Source organism: Roseateles sp. (assembly GCF_052436255.1).
Lineage (GTDB): Bacteria > Pseudomonadota > Gammaproteobacteria > Burkholderiales > Burkholderiaceae_C > Pelomonas.
The window spans coordinates 1-13499 of record NZ_JBQVNP010000142.1 but is presented as its reverse complement, the minus strand read 5'-3'; the positions used below and the strand labels follow the sequence as shown (position 1 = coordinate 13499).

Annotated in this window: 13 protein-coding genes; 12 read left to right on the top strand and 1 reads right to left on the bottom strand. The window is 68.8% G+C overall.

Annotated elements, in window-relative coordinates; translation table 11 throughout:
* The 12 genes from ACT6S0_RS22515 to ACT6S0_RS22460 all read left to right on the top strand — a co-directional run.
* Window positions 1-1377 (top strand): glycoside hydrolase family 43 protein (locus tag ACT6S0_RS22515; protein WP_444766007.1); only part of this gene is annotated, 1377 nt, incomplete at its 5' end.
* Window position 1378: 1 nt separating this feature from the next.
* Window positions 1379-3739, top strand: a complete 2361-nt coding sequence (locus tag ACT6S0_RS22510; protein ID WP_444766006.1) for a beta-L-arabinofuranosidase domain-containing protein — start codon at window positions 1379-1381, stop codon at window positions 3737-3739.
* A gap of 36 nt (window positions 3740-3775) precedes the next feature.
* Window positions 3776-4516: a substrate-binding periplasmic protein gene (locus ACT6S0_RS22505; protein WP_444766005.1), complete on the top strand. Its 741-nt coding sequence runs from the start codon at window positions 3776-3778 to the stop codon at window positions 4514-4516.
* A gap of 110 nt (window positions 4517-4626) precedes the next feature.
* Window positions 4627-5577, top strand: a complete 951-nt coding sequence (locus ACT6S0_RS22500) for an ABC transporter substrate-binding protein (protein ID WP_444766004.1) — start codon at window positions 4627-4629, stop codon at window positions 5575-5577.
* A 399-nt stretch (window positions 5578-5976) separates the two neighbouring features.
* Window positions 5977-7506, top strand: a complete 1530-nt coding sequence (locus tag ACT6S0_RS22495; protein WP_444766003.1) for a sugar ABC transporter ATP-binding protein — start codon at window positions 5977-5979, stop codon at window positions 7504-7506.
* Window positions 7503-8519: an ABC transporter permease gene (locus tag ACT6S0_RS22490; protein WP_444766002.1), complete on the top strand. Its 1017-nt coding sequence runs from the start codon at window positions 7503-7505 to the stop codon at window positions 8517-8519. Before ACT6S0_RS22495 ends, ACT6S0_RS22490 begins: the two co-directional genes overlap by 4 nt.
* On the top strand, window positions 8516-9523 hold the full coding sequence (yjfF, locus tag ACT6S0_RS22485) for a galactofuranose ABC transporter, permease protein YjfF (RefSeq protein WP_444766001.1): 1008 nt from the start codon (window positions 8516-8518) through the stop codon (window positions 9521-9523). Before ACT6S0_RS22490 ends, yjfF begins: the two co-directional genes overlap by 4 nt.
* Complete coding sequence (locus tag ACT6S0_RS22480; RefSeq protein WP_444766000.1) at window positions 9523-10488, top strand: glycoside hydrolase family 43 protein; 966 nt, start codon at window positions 9523-9525, stop codon at window positions 10486-10488. The genes yjfF and ACT6S0_RS22480 overlap by 1 nt, the downstream gene beginning before the upstream one ends.
* A gap of 124 nt (window positions 10489-10612) precedes the next feature.
* A complete protein-coding gene (locus ACT6S0_RS22475) occupies window positions 10613-11236 on the top strand; it encodes a PAS domain-containing protein (protein WP_444765999.1) in 624 nt (207 codons plus the stop codon).
* Window positions 11237-11306: 70 nt separating this feature from the next.
* Complete coding sequence (locus ACT6S0_RS22470) at window positions 11307-11693, top strand: YbjQ family protein (RefSeq protein WP_444765998.1); 387 nt, start codon at window positions 11307-11309, stop codon at window positions 11691-11693.
* 19 nt (window positions 11694-11712) lie between these two features.
* The gene (locus ACT6S0_RS22465) at window positions 11713-12201 is read left to right on the top strand and encodes a YbjQ family protein (RefSeq protein WP_444765997.1); all 489 of its coding nucleotides are present in this window, start codon (window positions 11713-11715) and stop codon (window positions 12199-12201) included.
* Window positions 12202-12211: 10 nt separating this feature from the next.
* Window positions 12212-13090, top strand: coding sequence for a M48 family metallopeptidase (locus ACT6S0_RS22460; protein WP_444765996.1), 879 nt, complete (start codon window positions 12212-12214; stop codon window positions 13088-13090).
* A 91-nt stretch (window positions 13091-13181) separates the two neighbouring features.
* On the opposite strand, the gene ACT6S0_RS22455 is transcribed toward ACT6S0_RS22460, so the two are convergent.
* Window positions 13182-13499 (bottom strand): hypothetical protein (locus ACT6S0_RS22455; RefSeq protein WP_444765995.1); only part of this gene is annotated, 318 nt, incomplete at its 5' end.

Here is a 13499-nt window from a genome sequence, read left to right as displayed (position 1 = left end):
ATCGCCTTCGCCAACGCCGGCGTGCACGACCCGTCGGTCATCCGTGCCGACGGCGCGTTCTACGTCTTCGGCTCGCACCTGGCCGCCGCGAGGACGACCGATCTGATGAACTGGACCAAGCTGGCCGATGGCGTCAACGATGCCAATCCGCTGTTCGGCAACAAGGTCACCAGCGAGCTGGCCGAGACGCTGGCCTGGGCGCAGACGACCACGCTGTGGGCGCCCGATGTCACGCGCTTGGCCGGCGGCCAGTACGCGATGTACTACAACGCCTGCAAGGGCGACTCGCCGCGCTCGGCGCTGGGCATCGCCGTGGCCGACAAGGTCGATGGCCCCTATGTCAACAAGCGGCTGCTGCTGAAGTCCGGCCAGTGGGGCCTGCCGAGCGAGGACGGCACTGTCTACGACGCGACCAGGCACCCCAACGTCGTCGACCCATCGGTGTTCGCCGACACGACGGGCAGGCTGTGGATGGTCTACGGCTCCTACTCGGGCGGCATCTTCATCATGCAGCTGGACGCGGCCACCGGCCTGCCGGCATCAGGTCCAGCGGGCCAGGGCTATGGCAAGCACCTGATGGGCGGCAACCATGCGCGCATCGAGGGCGCCTACATCCTCTACAGCCCCGAGAGCCAGTACTACTACCTGTTCGTGTCGTTCGGCGGCCTCGACGCGGTGGGCGGCTACAACGTGCGCATTGCCCGCTCGCGCAACCCGGACGGTCCCTTCGTCGACGGTGCCGGCACCGACATGGCTACCGTCAAGGGCGCCGCGGGCACCGTCTTCGACGACGCCAGCATTGCGCCGCACGGCATGAAGCTGATGGGCGGCCACCAGTTCGCGTTGGCCACGGGCGAGACCGGCACGGCCCTGGGCTATGTGTCGCCCGGCCACAACTCGGCCTACTACGACGCGGCGACGGGCCGGTACTTCATCGTCTTCCACACCCGCTTCCCCGGTACCGGCGAGCTGCACGAGATCCGCGTGCACGAGATGCACCTCAACGAGGACGGCTGGCTGGTCATCGCGCCGCTGCGTTACGCGCCGCTGAGCCTGGCCACGCCGGCGCAGACGGCCGATGTCAGCGCGGCGCAGGCGGCCGGCAGCTACAAGCTCGTCAACCACGGCAAGGACATCACCGCCACGACCAAGGCGTCCATCAACGTGATGCTCAACGCCGATGGCACCGTCACCGGCGGCATGACCGGTACGTGGACGCACAAGGGCAGCAACAAGCTCAGCGTCGTGAGCGGCGGCGTCACCTATGCCGGGGTACTGTCCAGGCAATGGAACACCAGCGCGAGCGCGTTCGTCGTGAGCTTCAGCGCACTGTCCGCGGGCGGCGTGTCGCTGTGGGCCATCCGCACGGGGGGTTGAGGTGAAGAGGCTGCTCGCCACCCTGGCTCTCGCGCTTTGCGCCCACGGCGCTCATGCGGCGACGCAGCCGTTCCCGCTCGACCGCGTGCGCCTGCAAGACGGCCCCTTCCTGGCTGCGCAGGCCACCAACCAGCAGTACCTGATGGCGCTGGACGCCGACCGGCTTCTGGCGCCCTTCCTGCGCGAGGCCGGGCTGGCGCCCAAGTCCCCCAGCTACGGCAACTGGGAGTCCAGCGGCCTGGACGGCCACATGGGCGGCCATTACGTGTCGGCGCTGGCGCTGATGTGGGCGTCGACGGGCGACGCCGATGTGAAGAAGCGCCTCGACTATGTCGTCGGCGAACTCAAGCGCTGCCAGGACGCACTGGGCAACGGCTACATCGGCGGCGTCCCCGACGGCGCCAAGGCGTGGGGCGAGGTGGCGAAGGGCGACCTCAAGGTCGACAGCTTCTCCGTCAACGGCCGCTGGGTGCCCTGGTACAACGTCCACAAGGTCTTCGCCGGCCTGCGCGACGCCTGGTTGCATGCCGGCAACGCCGACGCCAAGGCGATGTTGATCCGCCTGAGCGACTGGGCGCTGCGCCTGACGACGCCGCTGTCGGACGCGCAGATGCAGGACATGCTGCGCGCCGAGCATGGCGGGATGAACGAAGTGTTGGCCGACGTGGCCGAGATGACCGGCGACCTGCGCTACCTGGCGCTGGCCCGGCGCTTCTCGCATCAGGCCGTGCTGCAGCCGCTGGCGGCCGGCCAGGACAAGCTCACCGGGCTGCATGCCAACACGCAGATTCCCAAGATCATCGGCTTCGCGCGTATCGCGCAGTTGACCAGCGAGGACGAGGGCCGGCGCGCGGCGGAGTTCTTCTGGCGCACGGTGGTGGATCAGCGCACGGTCGCCATCGGCGGCAACAGCGTCAAGGAGCATTTCCACCCGGCCCACGACTTCAAGCCCATGCTCAACGAGGTGGAGGGCCCGGAGACCTGCAACAGCTACAACATGCTCAAGCTGACGGCGCTGCTGCAGCAGGCCGCGCCCGCTCAGGGCCGCTATGCCGACTACTACGAGCGCACCCTCTACAACCACATCCTCGCCTCCCAGCATCCGCGCGACGGCGGCTTCGTCTACTTCACGCCGATGCGGCCCCAGCACTACCGCGTCTACTCGCAGGTGCACGAAGGCATGTGGTGCTGTGTCGGCTCGGGGCTAGAGAGCCATGCGCGCCACGGCGAGTTCATCTACGCGCATGACGGCGATTCGCTCTACGTCAACCTCTTCGTCGCGTCGACGCTTGACTGGCGCGAGCGCGGCATCAAGCTGACGCAGTCCACCCGCTTCCCCGATGAGTCGCGCACGCGGCTGACGGTGGAGGGCGCCGGCACGTTCGCGCTCAAAGTGCGCTACCCCGGCTGGGTAGCGCCGGGCGCGCTCAAGCTCAGGCTCAACGGCAAGCCGGTCGCCGTCAAGGCCAGGCCCGGCGGCCATGTCGAGCTGCGCCGCGCCTGGAAGCCGGGCGACCAGGTCGACGTCGAGCTGCCGATGCGCACGACGCTGGAACCCCTGCGCGGCCTGAAGAACCATGTGGCCGTGCTGCACGGCCCCATCGTGCTGGCCGCCAAGACGCCGCAGCCCGGCGAGCAGCTCGACTTCCGCGCCGACGGCTCACGCATGGGCCATATCGCGCATGGCGCCGTCTGCCCGCAGGACAGCGCGCCGGTCTTCGTGAGTGACAAGGCGGACTTCATGCGCCGCTTCAAGCCCGTGCCCGGCCAGCCGCTGACCTTCACCGCACCTGGCCTGATCCAGGGCGCCAAACCGGACTCAGGGGCCGAGAGCCTGCAACTCATTCCCTTCTTCCGCCTGCACGACTCGCGCTACATGCTCTATTGGGCGCGCAGCACGCCCGCCCAGCAGAGCCTGTTGCGCCTGGAGCTGGCCAAGGCCGAGCAAGCGCGCCTGGCGCTGGACGCACAGACCATCGACCAGGTCGCCCCCGGCGAGCAGCAGCCCGAATCCGACCACGGCTTCAAGGGCGAGGGCGCCGAGAGCGGCATCGCCCCGGCCGGCCGCTGGCGGCATGCCAAGCAGTGGTTCAGCTATGTGCTGAACGACCGCGAAGCGCAGGCCCGCACGCTGCGCCTGACGCTGGCCAGCGGCGACGCCGGCCGGCGCTTCGACGTCGTCGTCAACGGCCAGTTGCTGGCCGAGCTGGAGCTGGCCGCCGAGTCCGCGCCGCTGTACAGCCGCGACATCGCGTTGCCGGCCGACCTGGTGCGCGCGGCAGCGGGCAAGCTGGAGGTGCGCTTCGTCGCCAAGCCGGGTTCCGTCGCGGGCGGCCTCTACGGCCTGCGCTTGTTGCGTTAGCTTGACGAAGCGGTGCGGTGGACTTCAACTGCCCCCATGCCGCTGACCCGCCGCACCTGCCTGGCCCTCGCCGTCGCGCCGCTGGCCGCACGCGCGACGACGGGGCTTGTCATCGCCATCGACGTGCAGAACCCGCCCTTCATGTACGCCGGCCGCGACGGTCAGCCGCGCGGCGTCTACCCGCTGCTGCTGCGCGCGGTGTTCGCCCGGCTCGGCGTGCCCCTGCGAGTCATCTGCCTGCCGTGGACGCGCGCGCTGGCCGGCCTGGAGCGCGCCGAGCATGGCGTGGGCGGCCTGTACGCCACGGCCGAGCGCCTGGCGCGCTGCGACTTCAGCCAGCCGCTGCATGTCGAGACGCTGAAGATCTACGCGCGGCGCGGCGGCCTGCGGGTGTTCGACCGCATCGACGACCTGCGCGGTCTGCGCGTGGGCGTGCTGCGTGGCTGGAGCTACGGCGACGCCTTCGACGCGGCCCATCGCGCCGGCCTCTTCCTGGCCGAGCCGGTGGCGTCGGATGTACAGAACTTCGGCAAGCTGGAGCGGGGCTTCCTGGACGTGGCGGTGGTCATCGAGCAATCGGGCGAGGCGCTGTTGGCCAGCGGCGAGTTCCCTTCGGTGCGCTCCTTGCCCAACCCGCTGACCGAGAACCCGACCTTCATCGCCTTCAACAAGTCCGCCCAGCAGCGCCGGCTGCTGACCCGGGTGGATGAGCAACTGGAAAAACTGCGCCGCAGCGGCGAGCATGCGCGCCTGGTCAGCCTGGGCTTGAGAGACTAAGGCGCCGAGCGATACCGGAAACGACATGCTTTCGGCGACAAATGTCATTGGTCGCACATCACCGGGCTTCCTACCATCGGCCGTCACAAGATCACGATATGGAGACAACCATGAACATCCCGCGCCGCAGCCTGCTGGCCGCCGCCTTGCTGGCCCCCGTCTTCGCGGCCCACGCCGCGCCGCTCGTCATGGGCTTCTCCCAGGTCGGTGCCGAGAGCGAATGGCGCACCGCCAACACCGCTTCCATCAAGTCTGCGGCGAAGGCCGCCGGGGTGACGCTGAAGTTTGCCGACGCGCAGCAAAAGCAGGAGAACCAGGTCAAGGCCCTCCGCAGCTTCATCGCGCAGAAGGTCGACGTGATCGCCTTCTCGCCGGTCGTGGAGTCGGGGTGGGACACGGTGCTCAAGGAAGCCAAGAATGCCGGCATCCCGGTCATCCTGACCGACCGCGCCGTCAAGGTCGCCGATCCGTCGCTGTACGTGACCTTCATCGGCTCCGACTTCGTCGAGGAAGGCCGCAAGGCGGCGCGCTGGCTGCTGGAGCGTGCCGCCAAGACGCCGGGTGCGGCGTTGAACATCGTCGAGCTGCAGGGCACCGTGGGCTCGGCCCCGGCCATCGACCGCAAGAAGGGCTTCGAGGAAGTCATCAAGACCAACCCCAAGCTGCAGGTCATCCGTTCGCAGTCCGGCGAGTTCACGCGCGCCAAGGGCAAGGAAGTGATGGAGTCCTTCCTGAAGCAGCGCGACAAGAAGATCGACGTGCTGTACGCGCACAACGACGACATGGCCATCGGCGCCATCCAGGCGATCGAGGAAGCCGGGCTGAAGCCCGGTCAGGACATCGTCATCATTTCCATCGACGGCGTGCGTGGCGCCTTCGAGGCGATGAAGGCGGGCAAGCTGAACGTGACCGTCGAGTGCAACCCGCTGCTGGGGCCGCAGCTGATGCAGCTGGCCAAGGACGTGGTGGCGAAGAAGCCGGTGGAGAAGCGGATCACGGTGGAAGAGGGCGTGTTCACGGCCGATATGGCGGCGAAGGAATTGCCGAATCGAAAGTATTGAGGTTGTGGGCTTCGTTGCGGGGGTGTTTGTGGCGAGGCCCATGCCGGGATTTAGCGAAACCTTCGGTTTTCGCCCTGGCGGGCGAGTCACTTTCTTGTGCGGACAAGAAAGTAGCCAAAGAAACCGCCCCCGCAAAACCGGCCCTGCGGGCTGCCCTGCGATGCTCGAAAACCGAGGCCGCGCCGCAACAATCAACAGCCAAGCCCGAAAGCCGGCAGGCGCTGGCTGTCCTTCACCCCCCTTTGAGCACCGCAGGGCAGCCCGCTGCGAAGCTAAGGGCCGGGCGGTTCGGGGGCGACTTTTTGCCTTCTTTTTGGTCGCTCAAAAAGAAGGTCGCCCGCCGGGGCGACGTCCCGGCATGGGCCTAGGCGCTAAGCCATACCGGCCGGAGCAACCAACATGAAACCCCAACCCGTGCTGGCCCTCACCGGCATCCACAAATCCTTCCCCGGCGTCAAAGCCCTGACCGACGTCGGCCTGCGCCTGTACCCCGGCGAAGTGCACGCGCTGATGGGCCAGAACGGCGCCGGCAAGTCCACGCTGATCAAGGTGCTGACCGGCCTCTACCAGCCCGACGCCGGCACCATCACCTTGAACGGCGAAACCATCGCCCCGAAACGCACCGAAGAAGCCCAGGCGCTGGGCATCCAGACCGTCTACCAAGAAGTCAACCTTTGCACCAACCTCAGCGTCGCCGAGAACATCTGCGCCGGGCGCTTCCCGCGCAAGTGGGGTCGAATTGATTGGCAAGCCGTCAACGCGCAAGCCCGCCGCGTGCTCGCGCAGATGGACCTCGACATCGACGTCAGCGCGCCGCTGTCGCGCTACTCGCTGTCCGTGCAGCAGATGGTTGCCATCGCCCGCGCGCTGCGCGTGCAGGCCAAGGTGCTCATCCTCGACGAACCCACATCCAGCCTCGACGACGCCGCCGTGCAGCGCCTGTTCACCGTGCTCAAGCGCCTGCGCAGCCAGGGGCTGGCCATCCTGTTCGTCACCCACTTCCTGGACCAGACCTATGCGCTGGCCGACCGCATCACCGTCATGCGCAATGGCGAGACCGAGGGCGAGTACCTGGCCAGCGACCTCAGCCGACTGGCCCTGGTCAACAAGATGGTGGGCGCGCCGCCCGACCAGCAACCCAGCCGCCTGGACAGCCGCGCCCCGAAGACGGGTGCCCCGGTGCTGAAGGCGCAGGGGTTGTCCCGGCGCGGTGCGCTCCACCCGCTCGACCTTGAACTGCGCCGCGGTGAGGTGCTGGGCCTGGCCGGACTGCTCGGCTCCGGCCGTACCGAGGCTGCGCGGCTGCTGTTCGGCGCCGACGTCGCCGATGCGGGCCACGTCGAAACCGGCGACCACCGCGGCCGCTGGCATTCGCCGCGCCAGGCCATCGCCGCGGGCATCGCCTTCTGCTCGGAAGACCGCAAGCACGAGGGCGCCATCCTCGACCTCTCGGTACGCGACAACATCCTGCTCGCGCTGCAGGCGCGGGCGGGCTTGCGCCTGGTCATGCGCCATGAGCAGCAGCAGGCGCTGGCCGACGACTACATCCAGCGCCTGGGCATCAAGACGCCGAACGCCGACACGCCCATCGGGCAGCTGTCGGGCGGCAACCAGCAGAAGGCCTTGCTGGCGCGCTGGCTGGCCACGGCACCGAGCGTGCTCATCCTCGACGAGCCCACGCGCGGCATCGATGTGCGCGCCAAGGAAGACCTGATGGACGAGGTCCGCTCACTGGCCCACCGTGAGGACGGCCAAGGCATGGCCATCGTCTTCATCTCCTCCGAACTGCCCGAGGTCCTGCACTGCAGCGATCGCGTCCTCGTCCTGCGCGACCGCCGCGCCGCAGGCGTCTACCGCCGCGGCGAGCTGGACGAACGCAGCGTGCTCGAGGTCATCGCTGCCGAGCCCGCCGCGACCGAAGCCGCATGAATTCCCCGAGTCTTCCCATGTCCACGCCACGCGCCCCTTCCGCAGTTTCCAGGGCCTGGAGCCACCCCCTCGCGCGGCCCGTCGCCGCGCTCGCGCTGCTGCTTGCCATTGCGGCCATCTTCGTGCCGGGCTTCCTGCACCTGGAGATCAAGGATGGCCACCTCTACGGCAGCCTCATCGACATCCTGCATCGCGCAGCTCCCCTGATGCTGGCCGCTTTAGGCATGACGCTGGTCATTGCCACGCGCGGGATCGACGTGTCGGTGGGCGCCGTGGTCGCGATCGCCGGCACCGTCGCCTGCGTGCTCGTCGGCTCGCACGGCTTGTTCATCGCCTTCGCCGCAGGCCTGGTTGCGGCCCTGCTGTGCGGCCTCTGGAACGGCCTGCTCGTGTCGGCGCTGGGCCTGCAGCCCATCATCGCCACGCTGATCCTGATGGTTGCCGGCCGGGGCCTGGCGCAGTTGCTGGCCGACGGCCAGATCATCACCGTCTACGAGCCCGAGTCATTTTTCTGGCTGGGCGGCGGCTATCTGCTGGGGCTGCCGGTGTCGCTGTTCGTCGTCGCCACCGTGGGCGGCCTCACGGCGCTGCTGATGAAGCGCACGGCGCTGGGCCTGTTCATCCAGACCGTCGGCATCAACCCCGTCGCGGCGCGCCTGGCCGGCGTGCGCACGGCCGCAATCGTCTTCTTCGTCTATGTCTACTGCAGCTTCTGCGCGGGGCTGGGTGGGCTGATGATCTCGTCCAACATCAAGAGCGCCGACGCCAACAACGCCGGCCTGTTGTTGGAGCTGGACGCCATCCTGGCCGTCACCCTTGGCGGCGGCCAGCTCAATGGTGGCAAGTTCAGCCTGGCCGGCAGCCTCATCGGCGCGCTGATCATCCAGACGCTCACCTCCGCCATCTACGCGATGGGCGTGCCGCCGCAGGTCACGATGGTCGTCAAGGCCGTCGTCGTGTTCGCGGTCTGCATCTCGCAGTCGTCGGCCTGGTCGACCTGGAGGAAGGCATGAACGCCGTGCGCGCAGAAGGTTCTCTCGGGGCCGCGCTGCGCGCGGCCATGGCCGCCCCCTCCTTCACCACCTGGGTCAGCGTCGCGCTGATGGCCCTGCTCTTCATCGTCGGCGCCAGCAGCTACACCGGCTTCGGCTCCGCGCAGGTGGTGCTCAACCTGCTCATCGACAACGCCTTCCTGCTCGTCATCGCAGTGGGCATGAGCTTCGTCATCCTGTCCGGCGGCATCGACCTGTCGGTGGGCTCGGTGCTGGCGCTGACGACCATGGTCGCCGCCTGGCTGCTGCAGGTGGCGCAGTGGCCGGCCGAGCTGGTCATCGTCGTCGTGCTGTTGGGTGGCGCGGCCTTCGGCGCGCTCCAGGGCGTGGTCATCCACGTCTTCAAGCTGCAGGCCTTCATCGTCACGCTGGCCGGCATGTTCCTGGCGCGCGGCCTGTGCTTCCTGATCAGCGTGGACAGCATCACCATCGACGCGCCGCTGTTCGTCACGCTGTCGCAGACGCAGATTCCGCTGTTCGGTGACGCCTTCCTGTCGCCCGGCGCGGTGATTGCGCTCGTCATGCTGGGCATCGGCCTGTGGGTGGCGCACTGCACCGCCTTCGGCCGCACCGTCTACGCTTTGGGCGGCAGCGAGGCCTCGGCGCTGATGATGGGCCTGAACGTCGGCCGTACCAAGGTCGCCGTCTACGGGCTCAGCGGCTTCTGCGCATCGCTGGCCGGCCTGCTGTTCGCGTTCTACATGCTCAGTGGCTACGGCCAGCACGCGCAGGGCGTGGAGCTGGACGCCATCGCGGCGGTCGTCATCGGCGGCACCGTGCTGACGGGCGGCTATGGCTATGTCGCCGGCGCGCTGTCCGGCGTGCTCGTTCTCGGCCTGATCCAGACGTTGATCGCCTTCGACGGCACGCTCAGCTCCTGGTGGACCAAGATCGTCATCGGCGGGCTGCTGTTCGTGTTCTGCGCCGTGCAACGGCTGTTGTCCCTCAACAAATCCCAATCCTGATGAAGAAGCTCCTGACGACGGCTGCACTGCTGTGCGGCCTCGGCGCCACGCACGCCGCCAACCCGCTGTTCGCCCCGCTCTACACCGCCGACCCCGCCGTGCTGGTCGACGCTGGCCGCGTCTACCTCTTCACCGGCCGCGATGAGGCCCTGCCGGCAGGCAAGGACTTCGTCATGCACGAGTGGCGCGTGTTCTCCAGTTGCGACATGGTGAACTGGCAGGACCATGGCGTGCCGCTGAACGTCAGGACCTTTGCCTGGGCCAAGGCCCGCGCCTGGGCGTCCGATGTGGTGAAGCGCGACGGCAAGTACTGGTTCTACTCGACGGTCGAGCACGCCACAGTGCCTGGTTTTGCCATCGGCGTGGCGGTGTCCGATTCGCCGACCGGCCCCTTCGTCGATGCGCGCGGCTCCGCCCTCGTCACCAACGACATGACCACGCAGACCGACATCGCCTGGGACGACATCGACCCCGGCGTGTTCGTCGACGATGACGGCCAGGCATATCTGTACTGGGGCAACACGGTGCTGAAGTACGCCAGGCTCAAGGCCAACATGACCGAGCTGGACGGGCCCATCCAGGTGCTGCCGGTGAAGGACTTCGTCGAGGCGCCCTACCTGCACAAGCGCAAGGTCGACGGCAAGAGCACCTACTACCTCAGCTACTCGGAGTTCTTCCCCGAGCAGACGGCCTACCTGACCGGCCCCTCACCCACCGGCCCGTGGACGCCGCGCGGCGTCATCATGGCCAAGAACCTGAAGACGCCCACCATCCACCAGGCCATCTTCGACTTCAACGGCAAGAGCTACATCGCGTATCACAACGCCGAGCTGCCGGGCGGCGGCGAATACCGGCGCTCGGTGGCCATCGAGGAGTTCTCCTATCGGCCAGACGGCACCATCCCGTTCATCGAACAGACGAAGACGGGGCCGACGGCGAATCCTTCTCCTGCCTGCAAGCCTTGAACGTCGCGCGTGACCGGATCTCGGGCTTCCAGGCGCCTGATGCGTGCCGGAGTTCACCCGGTCCGCGCGGGCGAGCCGGCCTGACGCGGGCGGCGGGGCCGCGGGGGCTATGACAATGCCGGCCATGGACACGAAGGCCCAAATCCATGCGCTGCGCTTGCAGGCGGCCGTCGACGCGGGTGAGGTCGGGCTTTGGGACCTGCGCCCCGAGCTGGAGACGGTCCATTACTCGCCGCAATGGAAGTCGCGACTCGGGTTCCCGGAGCCTGACAACGCCGACAGCACGCATTTCTGGCGCTGCCGCGTGCATCCGGCCGACCTGGAAGGCATGCTGGCGGCAATGCGCGCGCACGTTCGCGGCGTCGAACCCATGTACCAGGCCAGGTTCCGCGTGCGCAGCAACGGGTCTGGCTATCGCCTGATGCACTCCCGCGGGCGCGCCATCGAATGGGCCGGCGACGGACGTGCAAGCCGCATGGTCGGGACGATGCTGGACCTGACCCCGACGCCCTGCACGCCCCGAGGCGGGTTGGCCGACGGCCCGCGCGACATGATGGGCGGCACAGCGATGGGGCTGCCGTTTCATCTGCTGCTGGGCGGGCAGCAGGCTGGCAACACGCCGGACACCGCCTCGTTCGCAGTCGCTTCGGTAGAGCGTGATCGGGTGCTCGCCCTCGTGGACGATGTGATGCACGCCACCTTGGCGCAGCTCGATGAGCTGCGCACGGCCGGCCGGCGCAGGGGCTGATGGGCCCGCCGACTTCGGTCGGTCACGGACAGAGCCTGACCGAGCTTTCCTGCGGGAAGGATTCACCGGCTTGGTCGGCCTGCCATCGGGCATCATCACGGCCGCAAACTACACCAGGGAGCCCACCGTCATGCTCGTCAGCAACCTCGAGACCGCCCCCGGGCAGCGCATCACCGCCCACCTGGGGATCGTGCAGGGCAGCACGGTGCGCGCCAAGCACGCCGGCAAGGACATCCTGGCCGGGTTGAAGAACATCGTCGGTGGTGAGCTCAAGGCCTATACCGACCTGATGCAGGAGGCGCGCGCCGAGGCGGTGGAGCGCATGACGGCGCAGGCCCGTGCGATGGGTGCCAATGCGGTGCTGAACGTGCGCTTCGTCACCACCAGCATCACGATGGGTGCGGCGGAGACCCTGGCCTATGGCTCTGCGGTGACGGTCGAGCCGACGGCTGCATGACCACCGTCGCGCACGCATCATGAACAACTGGAAGTTCTGGCTCGACACCCTCAGCCTGTGGGTGCTGATCGTTCCGCTGCTGCTGGGCTACGGCGTCGGGCGCTGGCTGGAGCGCCGGCACTACCGCAGCATCCGCGAGCGGGAGCAGGCGCTGCGCCACGTCGTGGCGCTGAACACGCGCTACGTGCCCGAGGGCGTGGTGGCCGGCTCGGCGCAACTGGTGACGGGCGGCGTCGTCATCTCGTCGGACTACTTCAAGACCTTCGTGGCCGGCTTCCGCTCCTTCTTCGGCGGGCGCTTTCGCGGCTACGAGACGCTGCTGGAGCGGGCGCGCCGCGAGGCGCTGCTGCGCCTGAAGGCGCAGGCCGAGGTGGCGGGCAGCACGCTGGTGATCGGCGTGCGCTTCCAGACCACCACCATCGCCGGGTCCGCCACGCCTTCCGTGGAAATTCTGGCCTTCGGCACGGCCCTGATCGGGCCCCGGGGCCAGGTGACGGCGGCGCCGTGAGCATCGCCGCATGACGCCGCCGACCCTGGAGAACCGGCTCCCGCCGGAAGACCTGCTGGAGCGCGACGACCGCCCGCTGCGCGAGCTGGCCTGGCTGGTGGCGGCCAGCCTCGCGCTGCTGGCCGTGCTGGTGCTGGTGACCGGCCTGTCGGCCCGCTGGCTGGCCCCCCGGCTGCCCTTCGAATACGAGCTCGCCCTGGCTGAGCGCGTGTTCGACGATGAGAAGAAGCAGGCGGCCTCGGCGGCGGCTGTCGCAGCCGGCGAGCGCCGCGCCGCCCTGCAGGTCTTGGCCGATCGGGTTGGGGCGGTGATGGCGTTGCCCCCGGGCATGAAGCTGGTGGTCAGCGACGATGCCTCGGAGCTGGTCAACGCCTATGCGACCGTGGGCGGCCGCATCCGCGTGTTCCATGGCCTGCTGCGCAAGCTCGACAGCGAGCAGGCCCTGGCCGCACTGCTCGCCCACGAGATTGCGCATGTCAAGCACCGGCATGTGGCGGCCAACATGGGGCATGGGCTGGCGGTGATGCTGGTGCTGTCGGTGGTCACACCCGAAGGCGCCGCGCAGGCTGCGCAGGGCCTGCTGGGTGGCGCTGCGCAGCTGGCGCTGCTGGGCTATTCACGCGACGCTGAGCGCCAGGCCGACGCGGAGGCGCTGGCCGCCAGCGTCGCGCTGTATGGTCACGCGGGTGGGGTGGCTGCGCTATTTACGGCGCTGCATCGAGGCGATGAAGCGCCGCCCGGGACGGCGTGGCTGCGCAGCCATCCGGATACGGCGGAGCGCCTGGCTGTGCTGAAGGCGGCGGCAGCGGCGAGGGGGGCGGCGATGGTGGGGGCGGCGACGCCGCTGCCAGGGGTGCTGCGGGCGTTGCCGGCTGCGGGCGCCAGCTAGACAGGTAGGCCGGGGCGAGCCTCGTGGCCATCTGCTGGCCCTCCCTGGGGATCTGAATTCGCGCGCCTTGTCGCCAAGCCGCCGCGCTGTCTCAGCGTGCCGTCAGCAGCGGGCTCGCCGGCATCGCCGCGCCGCGCAGCCGGGCGTCCAGGAAGGACGCGCTGAGGCGCAGCGCGTCGTTCAGGTCGGCCAGGGCGGCCTCCGTCGCACTGCCGCTGCGTGGGCCACGCGGGCTGCCGCCCGCCGGCAATTGGCCGGCGCGCACGCCCATGGGGGCTCGCTGGACCCCCGGGCGATCGTGGCCGCGGTGCTGGTCCTGCGCCTGCCAGCCCTCGGGCGCCAGCGTCCCGGACAGCGCCGCATGCGACACGCCGACCAGGCTCAGCAGCCAGCCGGCGCCGGGCTGCAT

Bases quoted from the DNA above. Each gene is read 5' to 3' on its own strand.
- ACT6S0_RS22505 (WP_444766005.1), top strand. From the start codon at position 3,776: ATGCCGCTGACCCGCCGCACCTGCCTGGCCCTCGCCGTCGCGCCGCTG.
- ACT6S0_RS22500 (WP_444766004.1), top strand. From the start codon at position 4,627: ATGAACATCCCGCGCCGCAGCCTGCTGGCCGCCGCCTTGCTGGCCCCC.
- ACT6S0_RS22495 (WP_444766003.1), top strand. From the start codon at position 5,977: ATGAAACCCCAACCCGTGCTGGCCCTCACCGGCATCCACAAATCCTTC.
- ACT6S0_RS22490 (WP_444766002.1), top strand. From the start codon at position 7,503: ATGAATTCCCCGAGTCTTCCCATGTCCACGCCACGCGCCCCTTCCGCA.
- yjfF (WP_444766001.1), top strand. From the start codon at position 8,516: ATGAACGCCGTGCGCGCAGAAGGTTCTCTCGGGGCCGCGCTGCGCGCG.
- ACT6S0_RS22480 (WP_444766000.1), top strand. From the start codon at position 9,523: ATGAAGAAGCTCCTGACGACGGCTGCACTGCTGTGCGGCCTCGGCGCC.
- ACT6S0_RS22475 (WP_444765999.1), top strand. From the start codon at position 10,613: ATGGACACGAAGGCCCAAATCCATGCGCTGCGCTTGCAGGCGGCCGTC.
- ACT6S0_RS22465 (WP_444765997.1), top strand. From the start codon at position 11,713: ATGAACAACTGGAAGTTCTGGCTCGACACCCTCAGCCTGTGGGTGCTG.
- ACT6S0_RS22460 (WP_444765996.1), top strand. From the start codon at position 12,212: ATGACGCCGCCGACCCTGGAGAACCGGCTCCCGCCGGAAGACCTGCTG.